20 protein-coding genes are annotated in these 22550 nt (G+C 68.8%); 14 read left to right on the plus strand and 6 right to left on the minus strand.

The window, feature by feature from the left end; all coding sequences use genetic code 11:
* The first annotated feature begins 19 nt into the window (after positions 1 to 19).
* The 14 genes from VLK31_RS22335 (at position 20) to VLK31_RS22400 (ending at position 16748) form a co-directional block, all read left to right on the plus strand.
* The gene (locus VLK31_RS22335) at positions 20 to 1000 is read left to right on the plus strand and encodes a branched-chain amino acid ABC transporter permease (RefSeq protein WP_409170637.1); all 981 of its coding nucleotides are present in this window, start codon (positions 20 to 22) and stop codon (positions 998 to 1000) included.
* Complete coding sequence (locus tag VLK31_RS22340) at positions 997 to 1779, plus strand: ABC transporter ATP-binding protein (RefSeq protein WP_409170638.1); 783 nt, start codon at positions 997 to 999, stop codon at positions 1777 to 1779. The genes VLK31_RS22335 and VLK31_RS22340 overlap by 4 nt, the downstream gene beginning before the upstream one ends.
* The gene (locus tag VLK31_RS22345; RefSeq protein WP_409170639.1) at positions 1772 to 2491 is read left to right on the plus strand and encodes an ABC transporter ATP-binding protein; all 720 of its coding nucleotides are present in this window, start codon (positions 1772 to 1774) and stop codon (positions 2489 to 2491) included. Before VLK31_RS22340 ends, VLK31_RS22345 begins: the two co-directional genes overlap by 8 nt.
* A 26-nt stretch (positions 2492 to 2517) precedes the next feature.
* A complete protein-coding gene (locus tag VLK31_RS22350; RefSeq protein ID WP_409170640.1) occupies positions 2518 to 3267 on the plus strand; it encodes an SDR family NAD(P)-dependent oxidoreductase in 750 nt (249 codons plus the stop codon).
* 24 nt (positions 3268 to 3291) lie between these two features.
* Entirely contained in the window at positions 3292 to 4035 is a 744-nt protein-coding gene (locus tag VLK31_RS22355; protein WP_409170641.1) for an SDR family NAD(P)-dependent oxidoreductase, read from the plus strand.
* Complete coding sequence (locus tag VLK31_RS22360; protein ID WP_409170642.1) at positions 4035 to 5786, plus strand: FAD-dependent oxidoreductase; 1752 nt, start codon at positions 4035 to 4037, stop codon at positions 5784 to 5786. Before VLK31_RS22355 ends, VLK31_RS22360 begins: the two co-directional genes overlap by 1 nt.
* A 28-nt stretch (positions 5787 to 5814) precedes the next feature.
* A complete protein-coding gene (locus VLK31_RS22365; protein WP_409170643.1) occupies positions 5815 to 6423 on the plus strand; it encodes a glutathione S-transferase in 609 nt (202 codons plus the stop codon).
* 5 nt (positions 6424 to 6428) lie between these two features.
* Positions 6429 to 7079 (plus strand): SMI1/KNR4 family protein, encoded by a 651-nt coding sequence (locus tag VLK31_RS22370; RefSeq protein ID WP_409170644.1) that lies wholly within the window; start codon positions 6429 to 6431, stop codon positions 7077 to 7079.
* Positions 7080 to 7471: 392 nt separating this feature from the next.
* Positions 7472 to 8176: an SDR family oxidoreductase gene (locus VLK31_RS22375; RefSeq protein ID WP_409170645.1), complete on the plus strand. Its 705-nt coding sequence runs from the start codon at positions 7472 to 7474 to the stop codon at positions 8174 to 8176.
* Between the two features lie 289 nt (positions 8177 to 8465).
* A complete protein-coding gene (locus tag VLK31_RS22380; protein WP_409170646.1) occupies positions 8466 to 9923 on the plus strand; it encodes a SulP family inorganic anion transporter in 1458 nt (485 codons plus the stop codon).
* Positions 9924 to 10164: 241 nt separating this feature from the next.
* Entirely contained in the window at positions 10165 to 11832 is a 1668-nt protein-coding gene (locus VLK31_RS22385; protein ID WP_409170647.1) for a ShlB/FhaC/HecB family hemolysin secretion/activation protein, read from the plus strand.
* A 55-nt stretch (positions 11833 to 11887) separates the two neighbouring features.
* On the plus strand, positions 11888 to 15826 hold the full coding sequence (locus tag VLK31_RS22390; protein ID WP_409170648.1) for a beta strand repeat-containing protein: 3939 nt from the start codon (positions 11888 to 11890) through the stop codon (positions 15824 to 15826).
* A 14-nt stretch (positions 15827 to 15840) separates the two neighbouring features.
* The gene (locus tag VLK31_RS22395; RefSeq protein ID WP_409170649.1) at positions 15841 to 16386 is read left to right on the plus strand and encodes a FecR domain-containing protein; all 546 of its coding nucleotides are present in this window, start codon (positions 15841 to 15843) and stop codon (positions 16384 to 16386) included.
* Positions 16387 to 16406: 20 nt separating this feature from the next.
* Positions 16407 to 16748, plus strand: a complete 342-nt coding sequence (locus tag VLK31_RS22400) for a hypothetical protein (protein WP_409170650.1) — start codon at positions 16407 to 16409, stop codon at positions 16746 to 16748.
* Positions 16749 to 16992: 244 nt separating this feature from the next.
* Here VLK31_RS22400 and VLK31_RS22405 read toward each other — a convergent pair whose 3' ends face one another.
* The 6 genes from VLK31_RS22405 to atpE form a co-directional block, all read right to left on the minus strand.
* Complete coding sequence (locus VLK31_RS22405; protein WP_409170738.1) at positions 16993 to 17694, minus strand: ABC transporter ATP-binding protein; 702 nt, start codon at positions 17692 to 17694, stop codon at positions 16993 to 16995.
* 17 nt (positions 17695 to 17711) lie between these two features.
* A complete protein-coding gene (locus VLK31_RS22410; RefSeq protein WP_409170651.1) occupies positions 17712 to 18467 on the minus strand; it encodes an ABC transporter ATP-binding protein in 756 nt (251 codons plus the stop codon).
* Positions 18464 to 19474, minus strand: coding sequence for a branched-chain amino acid ABC transporter permease (locus VLK31_RS22415; protein ID WP_409170652.1), 1011 nt, complete (start codon positions 19472 to 19474; stop codon positions 18464 to 18466). The genes VLK31_RS22410 and VLK31_RS22415 overlap by 4 nt, the downstream gene beginning before the upstream one ends.
* Entirely contained in the window at positions 19471 to 20391 is a 921-nt protein-coding gene (locus VLK31_RS22420) for a branched-chain amino acid ABC transporter permease (RefSeq protein WP_409170653.1), read from the minus strand. Before VLK31_RS22420 ends, VLK31_RS22415 begins: the two co-directional genes overlap by 4 nt.
* Before the next feature lie 151 nt (positions 20392 to 20542).
* Positions 20543 to 21748, minus strand: a complete 1206-nt coding sequence (locus VLK31_RS22425) for an ABC transporter substrate-binding protein (protein ID WP_409170654.1) — start codon at positions 21746 to 21748, stop codon at positions 20543 to 20545.
* 205 nt (positions 21749 to 21953) lie between these two features.
* Complete coding sequence (atpE, locus tag VLK31_RS22430) at positions 21954 to 22193, minus strand: F0F1 ATP synthase subunit C (RefSeq protein ID WP_409170655.1); 240 nt, start codon at positions 22191 to 22193, stop codon at positions 21954 to 21956.
* Between the last annotated feature and the right edge of the window lie 357 nt (positions 22194 to 22550).

The following is a 22550-nucleotide window of genomic DNA, read 5'->3' on the forward strand; positions in this document are numbered from 1 at the left end:
CTTTCCAGTTTCCTCTCCGGTGTCCTCCCCCTGGTGGGACCGCGCCTTGCTGCTCGGCATGGCCGTGGTGCTCGCGGTGCTGCCCTTCACCACCAGCGGCTACGTGCTGTACGTGGTCAACCTGCTGATGGTGTTCAGCGTGCTCGCGCTGGGCATGCACCTGGTCATTGGCGAAACGGGCCAGTTCGCGCTGTCGCACGCGGCCTTCTTCGGCATCGGCATCTACACGGCCGGGCTCATCAACAACCACTGGCAGCCGCCGTTCTTCGTGTCGATTCTTGCGGGCGCGGTGCTGTCGGCGGCGCTGGGCTGGGTCATCGGCCTCTTGGCGCTGCGCATGCGCGACATCTACCTGGCGCTGGCCACCTTCGCCTTCGGCGAGGCCATGCAGTGGGTGTTTCTGAACTGGGAGTCGGTCACCAACGGCTCCAACGGGCTGCAGATGAAGCCGGCCTCGCTGGGCGGCTATCAGCTGCTGAACGACCTGCAGGCCTACCCCTTCGTGGTGGCCATCGCGGCGCTGATGCTGTGGCTCACGCTGGCGCTGTCGCGCTCTCGGCTGGGCTCGTCGTTTCGCGCGGTGCGCGAGAGCGACGTGGCGGCGGTGGCCATGGGCGTGAACACGCGCGCGGTGAAGGTCACGGCCTTTGCGCTGTCGGCCGCTTTCGCGGGCGTGGCGGGCGGCATGTACACGCTGTTCACCTCGTTCATTCACCCCGAGAGCCTGGGCTTTCAGACCACCATCCTGATCCTCACGATGGTGGTGGTGGGCGGCCTGGGCTCGGTGCGCGGCGCGGTGGCCGGTGCCATCGTGTTCGGCCTGGCGTCGGAGCTGCTGCGCCAGGCACCGTCGTACCAGGAAATCATCTACGGCGGCATTCTCATGCTCTTCATGATGTTCCTGCCCAAGGGCATGGCGTCCTTGTTTGCGACGCGCCGCAAGGCGCAGCGCTCGACCTCCATGAACGTGGCCGCAACGCCCGAAGGAAAGCACGCATGAGCGCGACCGCATTCCTCGACGTGCGCGACATCAGCGTGGTGTTCGGCGGCCTCAAGGCGGTGAACGGCCTGTCGTTTCAGGTGGAGCAGGGCCGCATCCACGCGCTCATCGGCCCGAACGGCGCGGGCAAGTCGACCACCTTCAACTGCATCTCCCGCTTCTACACGCCCAGCAGCGGCAGCGTCAGCTTCGAGGGCCAGGAGCTCACGCGCGTGTCGCCGCACCGCATGGCGTCGCTGGGCATTGCGCGCACCTTCCAGAACCTGGAGCTGTTCGCCGAGCTGTCGGTGCTGGAGAACGTGCTGCTGGGCACCCATGCACGCGGCGCCCGTACGCTGGGCCGCCTGCTGCGCCGCCCCGACCGCGAAACCGAAGACTTCGCGCTGCACCTGCTGGAGCGCGTGGGCCTGGCCGACGAGCGCCACCAGCCCGCGCGCGACCTCGACTTCGGCCGCCAGAAGCTGCTGGAGCTGGCGCGCGCGCTGGCCATCAGGCCCAAGCTGCTGCTCCTGGACGAGCCCGCGGCCGGCCTGCGCAACCGCGAGATCGAAAGCCTCGACCGGCTGCTGAAAGAGCTGGTGGCGCGCGACGGCATCACCGTGCTGCTGGTGGAGCACGTGATGCAGCTGGTGATGTCCATCTCGGACCGCATCACCGTGATGGCCTTCGGCGAGAAGATCGCGGAAGGCACGCCTTCGGAAATCGGCAGCAATGCGCGGGTCATCGAAGCCTATCTGGGCAAGGGAAAAGCAAACGCAACGGGGGCCGCGCATGGCTGAAGCACTGTTGTCCCTGCGCGCCGTCTCGGCCGCGTACGGCCGCATCCAGGCGCTGTGCAACGTGTCGGTCGACGTGCCCGAGGGCGAGATCGTCGCGCTGCTCGGCAGCAACGGCGCGGGCAAGACCACCACGCTGAACTGCATCTCCAACCTGGTGGACTGCACCGAGGGCGAGGTGCGGCTTGGCGGCGAGCGCATCGACCGACTCGGCTCGGACGCCTTGGTGAAGCGCGGCATCGTGCAGGTGCCCGAAGGCCGCCAGGTGTTTCGCGACATGAGCGTGCGCGAGAACCTCGACCTGGGCGCCTACCTGCGGCGTGACCGCGCGGGCATTCGCAACGACCTGGAGGCGGTGTACGCGATGTTCCCGCGCCTGAAGGAGCGCCAGGGCCAGATGGCGGCCACGCTCTCGGGCGGCGAGCAGCAGATGCTGGCCATCGGCCGGGCCGTGATGGCGCGCCCGCGCGTGATGCTGTTCGACGAACCGTCGATGGGCCTGTCGCCGCTGCTGGTGGAGCAGATGTTCGGAATCATCGAGCGGCTGCACCGCGAACAGAAGATCACCATCCTGCTGGTCGAGCAGAACGTGCAGCTCGCGCTGGCGGTGGCCAGCTACGGCTACATCCTGGAGAACGGCGAGATCTCGCTGCACGGACCGGCCGCGCAGCTTGCCAACGACGAGGCCGTGCGCCGCGCCTACCTTGGCGTTTGACGCCGCTTCACCAAAGGACTTTTTCCATGCTTCTGCAAGACAAACTCTCTCTCATCACCGGCGCCGCGCGCGGCCTGGGCGAGGCCATTGCGCGCCGCATGGCCAGCGAAGGCGCGCACGTGCTGGTGGTGGACCGCGACCTTGACGTGGCGCAGCAGGTGGCCGCGTCGATCCGCGAAGCGGGCGGGCGCGCCGACGCCGAGAGCGTGGACGTGAGCGACGCGGCGGCGGTCGATGCGCTGGCGGTGCGCGTTGCGGCGTCGTACGGCGACATCGACATCCTGGTGAACAACGCGGGCATTTCCGCGCGCTCCAGGTTCGACGAGCCCGGCGCGCGCGAAGCCTGGGACCGCGTGATGTCGGTCAACCTGCAGGGCGTGTTCAACGTCACGCAGGCTTTCGTGCCGGCGCTCAAGCGCACGCACGGGAACATCGTGAACCTGTCGTCCATCGTGGCCTTTGGCGCGGGCATTTCGTCGGCCGGCTATGTGGTGGCCAAGGGCGGCGTGCGGTCGCTCACGCAGGTGCTGGCGCGCGACCTGGCGCCCTACGGCGTGCGCGTGAACGCGGTGGCGCCGGGCCTCATGGTGACCGACATGACGGCGGGCCAGCGCGAGACCGACCACGGCACCGACTGGTACCTGAGCCGCGTGCCCATCAAGCGCCACGGCGAGGCCGACGAGATTGCCGGGCCGGTGGTCTTTCTTGCCTCCTCGATGGCCAGCTACGTCAATGGCGTGGTGCTGCCGGTCGACGGCGGCTACCTGGCGGTGTGAGCACCGCGCTTCAACGGAACAAGCATGAACAACAGCAGTGAAGACAAACAGATCGCGCTCGTCACGGGCGGCGCCAGCGGCATGGGCCGCGCCATCGTGGAGCGCATGGCGCGCGACGGCTGGCGCGTGGTCATGGCCGACTACAACGGCGAGCTCGCCGAGCGCGAGACGCAGGCGCTGCGCGCCGAAGGGCTCGACGTGGAATGCCGCGCCATCGACCTCACCGACGAGGCCGCGGTGCGCGCCATGGTGCAGGCGCTGCCGCCGCTCACCGCGCTGGTCAACAACGCGGGCATCTTCGACGAGCGCGCGTTCCTCGACGTGACTTCGGCCGACTTCCGCCGCATGTACGAGGTGAACCTGCTGGCCGTGGCCACCCTCACGCAGGAGGCCGCGCGCAAGATGGCGAACGGCGCGCGCATCGTCAACATTGCCTCGCGTGCCTACCTGGGCGCCAAGAACCATGCGCACTACGTGGCCTCGAAGGCCGCGCTGGTGGGCTACACGCGGGCCAGCGCAATGGAGCTGGCCGCGCGCGGCATCATGGTCAACGCCATTGCGCCGGGCCTCATCGACACGCCGCTGCTGCGCGCGCTGTCGCCCGAGCGGCTGGCCGCCCAGCTCGCCTTGCAGCCCACGGGCGCGGCCGGCACGCCGCAAGACATTGCCAACGCGGTGGTGTTCTTCGCGTCGCCCGCCACCTGCTTCGTGACCGGGCAGGTGCTCTTCGTCGACGGCGGCAAGTCGCTCGGCGGCTCGGGGTCGTGATGGCGCAGCAACCGCAAGACAAGACCACGTACGACGTCGTCGTCATCGGCAGCGGCGCCGGCGGGCTTGCCGCCGCGCTCACCGCCAAGCTCGAAGGCCTCGATGTGCTGGTGGTCGAAAAGACCGACCGCATCGGCGGCTCGACCGCCATCTCGGGCGGTGCGGTGTGGATACCGCTCAACGACCAGGCGGAAGCCGCCGGCCACCCCGACACGCGCAGCCAGGCTTGGACCTATCTGCAGAACACCGTGGGCGCGGCCGGCGACGAAGAACTGCGCCACGCCTTCCTCGACGCAGGCCCGCTCGCGCTGCGCTACCTGCGCGAGCGCACCGACGTGAAGCTGGCCGCGCGCACCTACTCGCCCGACTACTACCCCGACCGCCCCGGCGCGGCCATGGGCGGCCGCTCGCTCGACCCCATCGAGTTCGACGGCCGGCTGCTGGGGGCGCACTTCAAGACCCTGCGCGACCCGCTGCCCGAGTTCTGCGTGCTCGGCGGAATGATGGTCAACATGACCGACGTGAAGCACCTGCTCGGCGTGTGGCGCTCGTTCGCCTCGTGGAAGCATGGCGCCAAGATGGTGCTGCGCTACGTCGGCGACCGGCTGCGCGGCCACCACCGCGGCACACGCGTGCTGCTGGGCAATGCGCTGGCGGCACGGCTCTTTCACAGCGTGCTGAACAAAGGCATTCCGTTCTGGCTCGACACGCCGGCACTCGGCCTGGCGCAGGACGCCAACGGCACCGTCACCGGTGTGCACCTGCGCCGCGACGGCAAGGAGGTGACCGTGCAGGCGCGGCGCGGCGTGGTCATCGCGACCGGGGGTTTTCCGTGGAACGCGGCGATGCGCGGGCAGCACTACCCGGCCCCCACGGGGCCCTATTCGATGTCGCCGCAAGACAATGCCGGCGAAGGCATCGCGATGGCGCAGCAGGCCGGCGGCGTGCTCGGCACCGGGCACGCGGGGCCGGCGCTGTGGGCGCCCGTGTCGCTGCTGACCCGGCCCGACGGCAGCGTGCTGCGCTATCCGCACCTGGTGTGGGACCGCGCCAAGCCCGGGCTCATTGCGGTCGATGCGCGCGGCGAGCGCTTCGTGAACGAGTCGACCTCGTACCACGAGTTCGTGCGCGGCATGTACCGCGCGAATGAAAAGGCCCCGGCCATTCCCGCGCTGCTGGTGTGCGACAGCCCCTTCATGGAAAAGTGGGGCCTGGGCCTGGCGCTGCCCGGCGGGCGTGCGCGCGAACACCTGGTGCGCGCCGGCTACCTCTACCGCGCCGACACGCTCGAAGACCTGGCCAAGCAGGCGGGCGTGGATGCGGCCGGCCTGGCGCGCACGGTGGCCAGGTACAACCCGCTGGCCGCGCAAGGCCAGGACCCGTCGTTCGGCAAGGGCGGCAACGCCTACAACCGCTACCTGGGCGACCCTGATCACCAGCCCAACGCCTGCCTCGCGCCGGTGAAGCAGGGGCCGTTCTATGGCGTGAAGGTGTACCCCGGCGACATCGGCACCGCCCTGGGCATTCGCGCCGACGCCAACGCCCGCGCGCTCGACGCGCAGGGCGCACCCATTGCCGGGCTCTACGTGGCCGGCAACGACATGCACTCGGTCATGGGCGGCGAGTATCCTGCGCCGGGCATCACGCTGGGCCCTGCGCTAACCTTCGGCTGGGTGGCCGGCATGCACCTGGCCCACGGGCCGGACATCCACTCCCACGGCGCTGAAACCGCCGCCCACGCCCACGTTTGACACACGTCTTCTGAACGAAAAGCTCTTCATGCAAATCTTCTTCTCCCCCGCTTCCCCCTTCGTGCGCAAGTGCATGGTCGTGGCGCATGAGCTCGGCGTGGCCGAGCGCATCGAGAAACTGCCGAGCGCCGCCGGCCCGGTGGCGCGCGACGCCAGCATCCTTCCGAAGAACCCGCTGGGCCAGGTGCCCACTTTCATCACCGACGACGGCCAGGTGCTGTTCGACAGCCGCGTGATCTGCGAGTACCTGAACGCCACGCACGGCGGCAACATGTTCCCGGCCGAGGGCGCGGACCGCTGGGCACGCCTGACCGAGCTTGCGCTGGCCGACGGCATGACCGGCGCCGCCTTGCTCGCGCGCTACGAGAACGTGCTGCGCCCCGAGCCACTGCGCTGGGCCGACTGGACCGACGGCCAACTGGCCAAGGTGCGCACCGGCCTCGAATGGCTGGAGACGGCGGCGCCGTCGTTCGGCGAACGCGTCGACATCGGCACCATCGCCTTTGCCTGCGCGCTGGGCTACATGGACTTTCGCTTTCCCACGGTCGACTGGCGCGCCGAGGCACCGAGCAGCGCGAAGTGGTTCGACGCGTTCAACCAGCGCGCATCGATGCAGGCCACGCTGCCTCCGGTCTGAACCGGATGGGTTTCGACGACCTGTCGCGCCGCACGGGCATCGAGATTCCGGCGCTGCTGGCGCAACTGCTGGCAAGCGGACCACCGGTGCTGGCGAGCTTCAGCGATTTCGAATGGACCGATGCCGCAGAAGCGGCCGAGACCCTGGACGGGTGGCTCGACGCGAAGTGGCAGGGCGGGCGGCGCTTGTTGCCGTTTGCGCAGTCGGGTGCGGGCGATGCCTATTGCCTGGTGCCGTTGGAAGATGGCGTAGGGGGTGTTGGGGGCGTTGGCGTGGCCTTCGTGTGGCACGACGACGATGAGAGCCGTGTCGAGCACGCTTCGTTTTCCGACTTCGTCTGCGCGAAGTTGCTGCAGACCTTTGCGGACATGAGTTGGCTCGAAGAGCTGGACTTGTCGGTCGAAGAAATGGCCGATCGCGTCATTGCCGACGTGGCTGTCGTCACGGCGTTCATGGACGCTGAAACGGCGGCGTGGCTGCAAGCCCTGAGCCGCTTGCCGGTCGAACAACGGCCCTACAAGTCAGGGCCGCGCGCGCGGGCCGAGCAGGTGTGGTCGTTGATCTCGCAGGTGCAGCTGGACCAAGAACTGCGGCGGTTTCAGTTGCAGGACGCGGCGCCGTTTCCCGTCAAGCCTCGCTGGGAAATCGGCGAGTAGGTATTGCTTTCGGTGCTCTTGTTTCAGGGAGCATTCAGGGCGTCGCTCACGCCGACGGGGTGCCTTGCTCCGCGAATGTCCCCCGGGGCTTCGCCCCTCCTCCTTTATTTCGCTGCGCAAGGCACCCCATCGGCGTGAGCGTTGGACAGAGCAGTTGTTGATCGTGCGATCACCAGCAGCGTGCCCAGGTGCACAGGGCGTCGGGTGCTCCCCGCAGCGAAATAAAGGAGGAGCGAAGCGGGGGACATTCGCGGAGGGGAGTACCCGGCGGCCTGTGCACGCGCCCTGAACGATCCCCCGATGCCCTGTGCACCAGCCCTTAGCAAGCACCCCACCGGTCCCATCCATTCCTTGGCTAAATTCGGGGTTCATTTGAACCAAGGAACCCCACCATGTCAGATCAGAAGGTAGCCATCGTCACCGCGGGCGGCAGCGGTATGGGCGCGGCCGCGGCGCGCAAGTTGGCGGACGACGGCTTTCGCGTGGCCATTCTTTCGTCTTCGGGCAAGGGCGAGGCGCTGGCCGCCGAACTCGGGGGCATCGGCGTCACGGGCTCCAACCAATCGAACGACGACGTCAAACGGCTCGTGGACGAAGTCGTGCGCCAGTGGGGCCGCGTCGACGTGCTGGTCAACAGCGCCGGCCACGGCCCGCGCGCGTCCATTTTGGACATCAGCGACGAAGACTGGCACCGCGGCATGGACGTGTACCTGCTGAGCGCAGTGCGCCCCGCGCGGCTGGTGGCGCCGCTGATGGTGCAGCAGGGCGGCGGCACCATCATCAACATCTCGACCTTCGCCGCCTTCGAGCCCGACCCGGTGTTTCCCACCTCCGGCGTGTTCCGCGCAGGCCTGGCGGCCTTCACCAAGCTCTTTGCCGACAAGTACGCCGCGCAGAACGTGCGCATGAACAACGTGCTGCCCGGCTTCATCGACAGCCTGCCCGAGAAGGCCGAGTTTCGCTCGCGCATTCCGATGGGCCGCTACGGCAAGAGCAGCGAGATTGCGGCGGTCATCGGCTTCCTGGCGTCCGAAGGCGCGGGCTACATCACGGGGCAGAACCTGCGGGTGGACGGCGGCATCACGCGCTCGGTGTGACGTAACGCCCGGCTGAAGGCCGGCAGCGCGCTCGGCAAAGGCCCGCTGCCTACAATCGCGCCCCATGTGCCCGAGGATGCCCCGCTTTCCCATTCGCCGCCGGCAGTCGGGCTGCTCGCGGCCGACGCCTCCTTGACGCCAGCGCAGTGACACGCGGCGGCCTGGGCCGCCGCCACACGCATGCGGCCCCGGCCGCCGCGACACCCTCGGGGCCGCACGCCGGCCCCGCGTCTTGTTCTAGACCCGCACCGTTTCTTCGGCGGCATGCGGGCTGCTTCCTTTCCTCCCCATGTCTTCCTTACGCAGTCGCCTGCGCACCGAGTGGTGCCCGAGCATTCCCCGCGAGCTGATGGCCGGCGCCGTCGCCACCTTCGCGCTCATTCCCGAAGTCATCGCCTTCGCCTTCGTGGCCGGTGTCGATCCGGCGGTCGGGCTGTTCGCTTCTTTTGTCATCGGCATCGTCATCGCCTTCACGGGCGGGCGGCCGGCCATGGTGTCGGCCGCGGCCGGCTCGGTGGCGCTGGTGGCCGCGCCGCTGGTGCATGCGCACGGCCTGCCGTACCTGCTGGCGGCCGGTGTGCTCGCGGGCGCGATGCAGATCGTGTTCGGCCTGCTGCGCCTGGGTGTGCTGATGCGCTTTGTGTCGTCGTCGGTGCGCACCGGTTTCGTCAATGCGCTGGCCATCCTGATCTTTGCGGCGCAGATGCCGCACTTCATCGGCGCCAACACCGCCACCTGGGCCATGGTGGGGCTCGGCCTGGCCGTCATCTACCTGCTGCCGCGCCTCACCACGGCGGTGCCGTCGCCGCTGGTGTGCATCGTGGTGGTGACGCTGGTGGGCCACTGGCTGGGCCTGCCGCTGAAGACGGTGGCCGACCTGGGGCAACTGCCCAGCGCGCTGCCGGCCTTTGCGCTGCCCGACGTGCCGCTCACGCTGAACACGCTGCGCATCATCGCGCTGCCCGCCTTCGCCATTGCGATGGTCGGCCTGCTGGAGTCGCTCATGACGGCCAGCGTGGTCGACGAGCTCACCGACACGCCGAGCGCCAAGAACCGCGAATGCAGCGGCCTGGGCGTGGCCAATGTGGCAGCCAGCTTCTTCGGCGGCATCGCCGGCTGCGGAATGATCGGCCAGACGGTGAGCAACGTGCGCTACGGCGGGCGCGGGCGGCTGTCGACGCTGTTCGCGGGCGCGTTTTTGCTGATCCTGATGGTGCTGCTCAAGCCCTGGGTGTCGCAGGTGCCGGTGGCGGCGCTGGTGGCCATCATGGTGATGGTGTCGGCCTCCACCTTCGACTGGGGCTCGCTGCGCGCGATGGTGCGGCACCCGCGCATGTCCAGCGCGGTGATGCTCGCGACGGTGGCGGTCACCGTGGCCACCGACAACCTGGCGGCCGGCGTGGCCGTCGGCGTGATGCTCAGCGGCGTGTTCTTCACGTTCAAGGTGGCGCGGCTGCTGAAGGTGCATGCGCCGCAGGAAGAAGGCGGCGAGCGCGTCTACCGCGTCACCGGCCAGGTGTTCTTCGCTTCCGCCGACATGCTGGTGGACGCCTTCGACGTGCGCGAGATCGGCGGCGCGCCAGTGCGCATCGACGTGTCGCAGGCGCACTTCTGGGACGTGACGGCGGTGGCCGCGCTGAAGAAGGTGGTCGAGCGGCTGCGCAAGCACGGCAGCGTGGTGGAGGTGGTTGGCATGGACGCCGTGAGCCGTGACCTGATGCTGCAACTGAACGCCACGCCCGACTGAAATTCGAGTCCGCGCGCAACCGGGTCACAGCGCTTTTTGCGTTGTGTTGCGGCAACAATTTGAAACAAAACTGGGTATTCCGGCCCCGTTTTGGCCGTTATCTCACACTTTCGTTTACGCCTAATTACCATTGCCGGCGATTCTGGACATCGCTGCCTCGTGCCTCATTTGTTCAGCCCTCCGGTGTTCCGTGGAAGAAGAAATGAGCCGAAGCTTGACGAGACAGTGGGTTCGATGCGGCGTGGCCTCAACCCGGGCCCAGGCCCTTACCCAGGCCCTGACCCTGGCCCTTGCCGCATTCACCGGGCTGGCCGCCCATGCGCAGGCCGAGCGCTTCGACATCGCGCGCTTTCAGGTCGAGGGCGACACGCTGCTCGGCCCCGCCGAAGTGCAGCACCTGGTCGGCGCCATGGCTGGCCCGGGCCGTGCCTATGGCGACATTCAGCGCGCCGTCGACGCCCTGCAGCAGGCCTATGCGCAGGCCGGCTACACCACGGTGCGGGTCTCGGTGCCCGAGCAGGAGCTCACCGGCGGCACCGTCACGCTGAAGGTGACACAGGCGGTGATCGGCACGGTCACCGTGAGCGGCAACGCGTATTTCAGCGCCGACAACATCCGCGCCAGCCTGCCGTCGCTGCAGCCGGGCCGCGTGCCCGACCTGCGCGCGGTTTCCGCGTCGGTGCAGCTGGCCAACGACAGCCCGGCCAAGCAGGTCGGCGTGTCGCTGGCCGACGGTGCCGTGCCCGGCACCATCGACGCCAAGGTGACGGTCACCGACAACAACCCGCTGCGCGTGATCGGCACGCTGGACAACACCGGCACCTCGTCCAGCGGGCGCTGGCGCACCGGCGTGGCGCTGCAGCATGCCAACCTGTTCGACCGCGACCAGGTCGGCACGCTGGCATACACCACCTCGCCCGACAGCCCCTCGGGCATGCGGCTGGCGCTGTATTCGCTGGGCTACCGCATTCCGCTGTACGGCATGGGCGACAGCATCGACCTGGTCTACGGCAAGTCCAGCGCCAACTCGCCCGCCAGCTCGCCCACGCTGGGCGGCGTGCTGGGCTTCACCGGCAAGGGCGACATCTACGGCCTGCGCTTCAACCACTTCCTGGGCCGCCAGGGCGAGCACAGCGCCCGCCTGGTGCTGGGCATCGACCGCAAGCGCATCGACTCGCGCTGCGACTTGGGCGGCGAAGAAGTCAGCATCGCCCCGCCGACGCCGCCAATTGCCGCCTGCGTGCCCTACGTGACCGCGCCGCTGAGCCTCACCTACATCGGCCAGCGCGAGAGCGTGGGCGAAACGCTGGGCTACAGTCTGGGCCTGGCGCGCAACATGGCCAGCGGCACCCGCTACACCAACGTGGACGGGCGCACCGACCGCTACTCGTACCTCACCTCCGGCAACCGCGACACGCACGACGGCTTCGTGGTGCTGCGCGGCGCGGCCTCGTGGTTCAAGGGCCTGTCGAACGACTGGCAGGTGCGGCTGAACGCCAGCGCGCAGTACGCCAACGCGCCGCTGGTGGCGAGCGAGCAGTTCGGCCTGACCGGGCTGCAGCTGGTGCGCGGCTTCCAGGAGCGCGCGGTGGCGGCCGACAGCGGCGCCATCGTCAACGCCGAGCTCTACACGCCCGAGCTGGCCGGCCCCGCCGGCCTGGCGGGCCTGCCAGGACAGCTGCGGTTGCTGGCCTTCTACGACGCGGGCTACGGCGCCAACAAGCGCACCGCGGGCACGCTGGTGCCCAGCCATGTCACGGTGGCCAGCATGGGCGTTGGCGCGCGCTACGCATGGGGCCGCAACTTCAACCTGCGGCTGGACATTGCGCGCGTCAACGACGCCGGCAATGCCTTTACCGAGAAGCGCGGCGACTGGCGCGCCCACCTGAGCGCCATGGTGGCGTTCTGACCTTCCGACGCCCTTCTGACGCCCTTCTGACGATCCACACGGCAGACACACACCCATGCGCTCGCTTCATCACCGCCCCCGCCCCCGCTTTCGCCTTGTTCCGCTCGTCGTCGCCGCCTTCTGCGCCGCGGCCGGCGTCACCGCCCGCGCCCAGCTCGCACCGGGCGCGCTGCCCACCGGCTGGAACGTCACCTCGGGCACCGCGTCGATCGTGCAGAACGGCAGCACGCTGAACATCCACCAGACCACGTCGCAGGCGCTGGTCAACTTCGCCACCTTCAATGTGGGCGCGGGCGCGCTGGTCGACATTCGCCAGCCCGGCAGCAGCGCGGCGCTGCTGGCGCGCACCACCGGTGGCGACCCCTCGCAGATCTACGGGCAGATCAAGGCCAACGGCGCGCTGTGGCTCATCAACCCGGCCGGCATCATGGTGGGCGCGGGCGCGCGCATCGACGTGGGCAGCTTCATTGCGAGCACGCTGAACGTGAGCGACAGCGACTTTCTCGCGGGCCGCCTGACCTTCAAGGCGGGCGCCGTGGCCACCCCCGGCGACGTGCGCAATGCCGGCACCATCACCGCGGCCAGCGGCGGCAGCATCTACCTGGTGGCGCCGAACGTGAGCAACACCGGCACCCTGAACGCGCCCAACGGAGAGGTGCTGCTGGCGGCCGGCCAGAGCGTGCAGCTGGTCGACACCGGCACGCCGGGCGTGTCGGTGGCCATCACCGGCGCGCCGGGCGCGGTGACCAACCTGGGGCGCATTGCGGCCGAAGCCGGGCGCATCGGCCTGGCGGCGGGCCTGGTGACCAACGGCGGCAGCATCAACGCCGACAGCGTGGTGCGCGAAGGCGGGCGCGTGTTCCTGCGCGCGTCCGGCGACCTGAAGACCACCTCCGCCTCCGACATCAGCGCCAACGGCAACACCGGCGGCAATGTCGTGCTGTATGCGGACGGCGCGGCGTTCATCGACGGGCGTGTGTCGGCCACCGGCAGCGCGGGCCGCGGCGGCTACGTCGACACCTCGGGGCAGCGCGCGCTCGACGTGGTCAACGTGCCCGTGGTGGGACGCGGTGGCGAGTGGCACATCGACCCGATCAGCATCCAGATCGTGGCGGGCGGCGGCAGCGGTGGCACCACCGGCACCAACGCCATCACCTCCAACGAGACCGGCGCGCACATTGGCGCGGACGTCATCACGGCGCAGCTCGATGCGGGCACCGACGTGAGCATCACCACCGGCATCAACACCAGTGAAGCCGGCGACATCACCGTGCTGGCGGCCATTGACAAGACCGGCAGCCTGGCCTCGGCGCTCACGCTGAACGCCAGCAACAACATCGTCATCAGCGCGCCCATCACCAGCAAGGCGAGCGCGCTCACGCTCAACCTGAACAGCAACCAGCGCAACGACGACACCGGCGCCGACCATGCGGTGCAGCTCGGCGCCAACCTGGACCTGCACGGCGGCGTGCTCACCGTTTCGGAAAACGTTGGCGGCAATGGCAACGGCACGCTGAACATCGTAAGCGGCACCACGTCGCTGAACGCACCCACCTCGGCCATCAACGCCGCCACGGTGAATGTGCAGGCGGGCGCCACGCTGGCGCTGAACCGCGAGGGCTCGGCGCTCTCCGGCGTGCTCAACAACGCCGGCACGGTGGCAGTCGCTGGCACGGGCACGGGCACGGCGCTGCTCGACCACGGCGGCACGCACACCGGCGTGTTCGACGTGGCGGTGGGGTCCGGCCTGTCGTTCTCGGGCGGACACGACTTCAACGCGGGCAGCGCCTTCTCCGGCGGCGGCGTCGTCGAATGGGCCGACCTGATCGGCCTGGGCACGTCGCTGAGTTTCGGTGGCATGGGTGGCACAGGCGCCACAGGCGCCAACACGCTGGTGCTGCACGGCGCAGGCCTGCGGGGCTCGCCCGGCAGCGTGCTGACCACCGAAGGCACCGCCACGGTGGTCGACAGCCAGGTCGCGCTGTACGAAGGGACCGTGTGGAAGAACAACGGCAGCATCGACGTGCGCGGCGACGGTGCCATCTCGGCCGCCCAGTCGAACACCCGCTTCGAGAACAACGGCACGGTCACCACGTCGGGCACCTTTGCCAACGTGCTGACGGGCTCGTCTTCAGACAGCACGATCGTCAACAACGGCACGCTCATCAAGAACGCCGCGGTCGACCAGCAATACACCAACGTAAGCAGCAGCGCGGGCAGCACCGTGCGCGTGGACGCGGGCGAGCTGAGGCTGCAGACGGCCACGCTCGGCGGCAACCTGCGGATTGCCGACGGCGCGCACGCCACGCTCGACGGCCTGACCCTGGGCAGCGGCGTTGCGTTTTCTGGCGCGGGCACCATGACCTGGCAGGGCGCGGTCAAGCTGCTGGGCGACGTGGACATCGCCGCCACGGCGCCCGTGCTGTCCGGCGGCCCGCTCACGTTCCTGCAGGGCAATGGCCATGCGTTCACCACGCGCAACCAGGTGAACCTGGCCGGCAACGCGAACTGGGTGCTCACCGACGGAACGACCTGGAACAACTATGGCGCCGTCAACGTCGGCCTGCCCGGCGGTGTCGGCCCCGGCACGCTGGCCTTGCAGGGCAGCGGCGCCTTCAACAACAAGGCGGGCGGCGTGCTGAGCGTGGCGCCTGCTTCGCAGCTTCAACTGGCGGCCACCAGCGTGATCACCAACGACGCCGGCGCTACCCTGCAGTTGACGCTCGACGGTTCGGACTCCCGCGAGATCTTTCGCGACAGCACCCTCGGGCGGCTGCTGAACAGCGGCACGGTGGTGAAGACCGGCATCGGCGCCACTGACGCGCCGCTCAGCAACCTGGCGGGCGGCACGGTGCGCATCGAAGCGGGCATGCTCGGCGTGCGCATGGGCGCCGACAACCCGAACAACGGCACCGTGGTGCTGCTGCCCGGCGGCACGCTGCGCAGCGGCGGCACCGACCTGTACAACAACGGCGTCATCGCGGGCAGCGGCACCATCGGGCTGGCCGACGCCACGCTGTTCAACAACGGCACCGTGGCGCCCGGCAGCGCCACGGCCCTGGGCACGCTCGCGGTGCAGGGCAGCTATGTGCAGGGCGCCAACGGCGTGCTGAACATAAGGCTTGGCAGCGACGGCGCCGACCTGCTCGACGTGGACGGCGCGGCCACGCTGGGCGGCACGCTGAACCTGGGCGTGCTCGGCGGCTTCATGCCCGTCAACGGCGCAATGGCCGACTTCGTGGTGGCGCGTGGGCCGGGCAGCGGCGGTGCCTTTGCGCAGGTCAACGCGCCCGCGCTCGCGTCGGCCGGCAGCACCGGCACGCTGAGCGTGAGCTACCCGGCGGGCGGCGCTACCGTGGCGCGCGCCACCGCCGCCGTGCTGCCGACCTTGGCGCAGTGCGTGGTCAACAGCGCGCTGCCCGGCTGCACTGTGGTGCTGCCGTCGCTGAGCGCCTGCAGCGACAACGCCGCGCTGCCCGGTTGCGCGATCGTGCTGCCGACCTTGGCGCAATGCGTGGCCAACAGCGCGCTGCCTGGCTGCAACGCGGTGTTGCCGACGCCCGGCATGTGCACCGTGAGCCCCCTGCTGCAAGGGTGCCCGCCGCCGCCGCTGCCGGTCGTCGTGACTCCACCGTCATCCACGCACGCCCCGACCCCCGCCCCCGCCCCGACCCCGCCGCCTTTGGCCGACATCTGCACCATCGCGCCTAACTCGGCGCTGTGCCAGGTGCTGTCGCCGCCGCCGCCGGTCGCCGTGGCCCCACCGGCGCCCACGCCTGCCCCACCTCCTTCGGCCGACATCTGCACCTTCGCGCCCAACTCGGCGCTGTGCCAGGTGCTGTCGCCGCCGACGGCATCGGAGCCGGTGAAGCCGGTGCAGCAGGCGACCAACGTGATCATCGCCACCGTGACCGGCACGCCGTCTACGCTGGATACGTCGGAGACGTTTCTCCCGGCGGCTACCGGGCCCGCCAAGAAGATGTATTGCAATTGAGGAGTGCACGCACCATGAAATCGACATCACGCATCGCTGGCCTTCTGTGCTTGCTGCCGCTGCTTGCGCTGGCGCCCACCGCACAGGCACAGGCACAGGCACAGGCACAGGCACAGGCACAGGCACAGGCACAGGCACAGGCACAGGCACAGGCACAGGCACAGGTGGTCGGCACTGTCACCAACCTGTCGGGCATCCTGGCCGTGCGCAGCGCGCAGGGCGCCACTCGGCTGCTGGCGGTGGACTCACCGATTCGCCAGGGCGACACCCTCACCACCGAGAGCCGCGCCTACGCGCAGCTGAAGTTCAGCGACGGCGCCGAGCTGACGCTGCAGCCGCAGTCCATGCTGGTGGTGACGCGCTACAGCTACGACGCTGCCCAGCCGCAGCAGGACCGCATCGAGCTCGGCCTGGCGCAGGGCGGCTTCCGCAGCACCGCAGGTGCCGTGGGGCAGCGCAGCAAGGACGCCACGCTCATCAACACCCCCGTGGGCGCGCTGAAGGGCAACGCCAGCATGGTCGTGTCCCTCACGCCGCCGGAGCCGGGTGCAAAGCCATGAACACACGCAGCGAGACCTCGATGAACAAACTCTTCTTCTGTGCCTTCAGCGCCTTCTGCATGCTGGCCCCTGCTGCCTCGGCCTTCGCGCAGATCGGGTCGCCGGTGCCCCCGGGCGGCCTGGCACCGGGCCTGTACGTGTCGGTGACCGATGGGCAGATCGTGCTCGCCAACAAGGGCGGCAGCACGAACTTTGCCGCGGGCCAGTTCGGTTTCGTCGCCTCGCCAACGCAGCCGCCTGTCCTTATTCCCAAGAACCCGGCCGTCCAGTTCACGCCGCCGCCTTCTTTCAGTTCGAGCACGACCGCGCAGACAAGCAGCACACCCCCCAAGTCGGGCGGGGTGGACTGCGTCGTCCGCTGAGGGTCAGGGGCTTGCAGCGCGCTCGCTTCGGCTGAGCGTGCGAAAGCGTCCCGGGCTTTCACCCACCGTGCGCCGGAACGCCGCGCTGAACGCCGTTTCAGACTGGTAGCCGATGCGCTGCGCAATGCAGGCCGTTGCCGATGGCGGCGGGCATCGCCGCATGCGCTGGGGTGGTCTTCGTGGTGGCGTTGCGCGCGCTGGGTGCGCGTCCTCCGGCTGCGGCTGCCTTGCCTGGGCTCGGCCCCTACACACCCAGGTACCGCGTCCACAGCGAGCGGTCCGCGTCCAGCGCGGCCGAGTCGCCTTGCCACACCACGCGCCCGCGCTCCAGAATCACATGGCGGTTGGCCAGCGGCATCAGGCGCTGCACGTACTTGTCGACCACCAGAATCGCCTCGCCCTCGGCCTTGAGCGTGGCAATGCAGTTCCAGATTTCTTCGCGGATCACCGGGGCCAGGCCTTCGGTGGCTTCGTCGAGGATCAGCAGGCGCGGGTGCGTCGACAGTGCCCGTGCAATGGCCAGCATCTGCTGCTCGCCGCCCGAGAGCTGGTTGCCCGCGTTGGCCTTGCGCTCCGCAAGGCGCGGGAACAGCCCGTACAGCGCCTCGCTCGTCCAGCGCGGCGCGCTGCCCGGTCGTGGCCGTGCGAAGGCGCGCAGGTGCTCGTCCACGCTGAGGTTGGGAAACACATGCCGGCCCTCGGGCACGATGGCCACGCCGCGCCGCGCAATGGCGTCGGGCTTGTGGCCGCCGATGGCCGCGCCGTCGAAGTGCACGCTGCCGCGCATCGGCGAGAGCGTGCCCGTCAGCACCTTCAGCAAGGTGCTCTTGCCCATGCCGTTGCGCCCGAGCAGGGCGAGCACTTCGCCGGGGCGGATGTCGATGTCGATGCCGAACAGCACCTGGCTGGCGCCGTAGCCGGCCTCGATGGATTTGGCTTCCAGCAATGTGGGGTTCGCGCCGCTCATGAATGGCCTTCTGCTTCGGTACCCAGGTACACGGCCTGTACGTCGGGGTGTCCCCGCACTTCTTCGGCCGTGCCGCTCATCAGCACCTTGCCCTGCACCAGCACCGTGAGTCGGTTGGCCAGGCGGAACACCGCGTCCATGTCGTGTTCGATCAGCAGGATGGCCATCGATGCGCGCAGCGACTCGATCAGCTCCACCATGCGCGCCGATTCGTCCGGCCCCATGCCCGCCATCGGCTCGTCGAGCAGCAGCAGCTTGGGCTCGGCCGCCAGCGCCAGCGCCACGTCCAGCGCACGCTGCGCGCCGTGCGGCAGCGTGCCCGCGATGCGCTCGCGCTCGCTGCCCAGGCCCACGCGGTCGGCCAGCGCCACGGCGCGATCGACCAGGTCGCGTTCCTTGGCGCGCGGCGCCATGAAGCGCAGGCTGCTGCCCGCATGCGCTTGCGCGGCGAGCATCAGGTTGTCGTGCACGGTTTCCTTGGGGAACACGCGCGTCACCTGAAAGCAGCGCGACATGCCGGCGGCCACGCGCTGGTGGTCTTTCAGCGCGGTGATGTCGCGCTCGTCGAGCAGCAGGCGGCCGGCGTCGGCCTTCAGCAGCCCGGTGATGAGGTTCACCAGCGTGGTCTTGCCCGCGCCGTTCGGCCCGATCAGCGCATGCACTTCGCCGCGCTCGACCGTGAGGTTCACATGGTCGGTCGCCAGCAGGCCGCCGAAGCGCTTGACCAAACCTTCGATTCTGAAAAGGCTCATGACTCGCTCCCTCGCGCGGTCGTCTTGCTCCCTCGCCCCTCCGGGGAGAGGGTTGGGGTGAGGGGCAAGCGGCGCTTGTACAGCGCGGCCAAGCCCTTGGGCGCCCACAGAGCAACCGCGATCAGCAGCAGCCCCAACGGCATGTGCCAGTGCTCGGTGTGCTGCTTCAGCGCTTCTTCCAACACCAGCCAGACCACGGCGCCCACCGGCCCGCCCCAGCTGCGGCCAAGCCCGCCGATCACCACCATCACCAGCAGCGTGGCCGACTGCGTCCAGTGCATGGTGGCCGGGCTCACGAACCCGTTGCCACCGGCCAGCAGCGCACCGGCCAGGCCCGCGATGGCGCCCGCAATGGCAAAGCCCACCAGCTGCAGGCGGAACACCGGATAGCCCAGCGCGCGCATGCGTGTCTCGTTGTCGCGAATGCCCATGAGCGCATGACCGAAGCGCGATTGCGTCGCGCGGTGCAGCCAGCCCAGCGCCAGCGCCACCACCACCAGCACCACCCAGTAGAAGGTCGACTCGTTGCCCAAGTCCAGCCCTGGCAGCAGCGTAGGGCGGCTCATGAGTGTGTAGCCGTCGTCGCCGCCGTATTTGCGCAGCGACACCACCACGAAGTACAGCATCTGCGCGAAGGCCAGCGTGGTCATGATGAAGTACACGCCGCGCGTGCGCAGCGCCACCGTGCCGATCAGCGCGGCCACCAGGCCCGCGACAAGGGCCGCGGCCGGCCACAGCAGCCAGCCCGACACCACGCCCGCGTCGCTGAGCGCCACCACCGTGTAAGCGCCCATGCCGATGAAGCCCGCATGCCCCAGCGCCACCATGCCGCCGAAGCCGAGGATGAAGTTCAGGCTGGCCGCGGCCAGCGCCACGATGAGCACGCGCCGCACAAAGCCGATGTAGAACTCGAGCCCGAACAGCGGCGCCACCAGCGGAAACGCCGCCAGCAGCACGAAGAGCAGGCCGACGCCGATGTAGCGTGAAGAAAAAAGAGAAGGCTTCATGCGCGTGCCGAGAACAGCCCTGAAGGCCGGAAGATCAAGACCACCACCATCAGCGCGTACATCGCGACTTCGGCGAACAGCGGGCCCAGGTCGGCCGCGGTGGCCGGCGGCAGCGTGGCACGCAGCAGCATCGGCACAAAGGCGCGCCCCACGGTGTCGACCAGGCCCACCAGCAGTGCGGCCACGAAGGCGCCGCGCACCGACCCGATGCCCCCGATCACCAGCACCACCAGCGCCGGGATCAGGATGGCTTCACCCATGCCGACCTGCACCGCCACGATCGGCCCCATCAGCGCGCCCGCCAGCGCGGCCAGCGCCGCACCCAGCAAGAACACGCCGTTGAAGATGCGGCCCACGCGCACGCCCATGAGCTCGGCCATCGGCCGGTCGGACGCGCCCGCGCGTACCCGCATGCCGATGCGCGTGTGGTTCACCAGCAGGTACAGCGCCAAGGCCACCAGCAGGCCGCCCGCGAGGATGACCAGGCGGTAGGCCGGGTAGGGCAGGCCCTCCATCAGCTCGATGGGCCCCGACAGCGCGGCCGGCGTCGGTGCCATCACCGGCGACGGGCCCCACACCATCTTCACGATGTCGTCGGCCACCAGGATCACGCCGAAGGTGGCGAGCACCTGCGCGAGGTGGTCGCGTGTGTAGAGGCGGCGCATCAGCAGCACTTCGAGCAGCAGCGCCACCACCACCGTGACCGCCACCGCAATAACGATGGCCGCGGTGAACGACCCCGTGCGCGTGTGCGCCTCGGCCGCGACATAAGCACCCGCCATGAACAGCGAGCCATGCGCGAGGTTCAGCACGTCCATGATGCCGAACACCAGCGTGAGCCCCGCGGCCAGCAGGAACAGCATCAGCCCATAGCCGAGGCCGTTGAGCAGCTGCTCGAGAACAAGAATTCCACTCATAGAACCTACTGGATTGCCCGCGGTTTTTGTTCAAGAAACACCGAGGAACCGGCTCTGCCGGGCCTCAGGTGTTGCCCCCGGTAGGGGGTAGGAGAAGCGGACACGAAGTGCCGCGAAGCCTGGGGCGAGCTTTATCCCGCCTGGGGGCGAGTCACTTCATTTGGCACTTGTCGGCGTAGGAGTCGCCGTAGTTGGTCAGCACCGTATTGATCAGCTTGTTCGTGACCTTGCCCTGTGCGTCCTTGCCGACCACGCGCAGGTAGAAGTTTTCGATCGGAAAGTGGTTGTTCGCGTACTTGAAGTTGCCGCGCGTCGATGCGTAGTTGGCCTTCTTCAGCGCGGCCACCACGGCCTCGCGGTTCTGCGCGTTGCCGCCCGACTGCTTCACGGCCGCGTCCATCGCCAGGATCGCGTCATAGGCCTGTGCCGCGTACACCGACGGGTAGCGGCCGTTGTATTCCTTGCGGAACGCCGCCACAAAAGACTTGTTGGCCGCGTTGTCCAGGTCGTGCGCCCAGTGCGAGGTATTGAACAGGCCCAGCATCGGATCGCCCACGGCGCCGATCACGTCCTCGTCGGCCGAGAAGCCGCTGGTGACCAGCGTGATGTCCTTCGACAGGCCCGCGCCCACGAACTGCTTGATGAAGTTGATGCCCATGGCGCCGGGCAGAAAGAAGTAGATCGAGTCGGGCTTGGCCGCGCGCAGCTGCGCGAGCTCGGCGGCGTAGTCGATCTGGCCGAGCTTGGTGTACAGCTCGTCGGCCACCTGGCCCTTGAACTGCCGCTTGAAGCCGCCCAGCGCGTCCTTGCCGGCGGGGTAGTTGGGGGCGATCAGCACGATCTTCTTGAAGCCGCGGTCTTGCGCGAACTTGCCGGCGGCCTCGTGGAACTGGTCGTTCTGGTAAGCGGTGCCGAAGAAGTACGCATTGCACTGCGCACCCGCGAACTGGCTCGGGCCGGCGTTGGCCGACAGGTACGGCACCTTGGCGTTGAACAGCGTGGGGCCCACGGCCAGCGCCACGTTGGAGCCGATGGGGCCGCTGAAGATGTCGATCTTGTCGCGCTGGACCATGCGGTCGACCAGCTGCTTGGCCTGGTCGGGGCTGCCGGCCATGTCGGCCTGGATGAACTCCACGTCCTGCCCGCCAAGCTTGCCGCCCAGTTGCTTGATGCCCAGCGCGAAGCCGTCGCGCGCCTCGGCGCCCAGCGCCGCGAATGGCCCTGAGATGTCGAGGGCCAAGCCCACCTTCACCGGTGCGGCCATGGCCGACAGCGAGGTGCCAAGGGCCGCGCCGCACAGCAGCAGCGAGAGCAGGGTGCGCGGCAGCGCGGGCGACTTCGGGGACAGTTGGCTCATGGGTTCTCCGGCAGAGGAAGGGTGAAACGACGCGCCGGCACCGCTTTGCGCGGCACCGGCGACATCGAACCGTTGATAGCTAAATACTTTAACCATAAACAATTCGGTGTCAACGGTGCTAGCACGAATGGTGCCAGTGGGTCGTGTCACTTCCTGGTGCGGAGACCCTCTTGTCCGGGGTGATTTCAGGGGCCTGGAACCGTGTTCAGCCGAAGGGGTTTGCGGTGGCGAACCACAGGCCGATGCCGGTCGCGATGATGAAGGCGCCGTCCGTCACGCCTGCGATCAGGAAGAACTTGGTCTGCAGCGTGTCGACCATTTCGGGTTGGCGCGCGGTGCTTTCCAGAAACTTCTGCCCGACCAGCCCGATGCCAAGGCACGAACCGAGTGCGGCGATGCCGATCAGCAGGGCGACTGCGAGGGGAAGGATGTTGAAGCCGGTCATGGTGTTTTCTCCTGGTGGGTTGATCGATGGAGGTACTTTCCCGCACCGGGTGCGCGGGGTCCATGACGTGGGAGGTGATGTGCTTCGGTTCGGGTCGGTAGGGTTCAGTTCAGGGCGACGCTCACGCCGACGGGGTGCCTTGCTCCGCGAATGTCCCCCGGGGCTGCGCCCCTCCTCCTTTATTTCGCTGCGCAAGGCACCCCATCGACGTGAGCGTTTTCAGAGCCGGGGTTGATCGCGCGATCACCCAGAGCGTGCCCAGGTGCACAGGGCGTCGGGTACTCCCCGCAGCGAAATAAAGGAGGAGGGGCGAAGCCCCGGGGGACATTTGCGGAGGGGAGTACCCGGCGGCCTGTG

The sequence above is a fragment of the Variovorax sp. H27-G14 genome (genome assembly GCF_046156345.1).
Taxonomy (GTDB): Bacteria; Pseudomonadota; Gammaproteobacteria; order Burkholderiales; family Burkholderiaceae_C; genus Variovorax.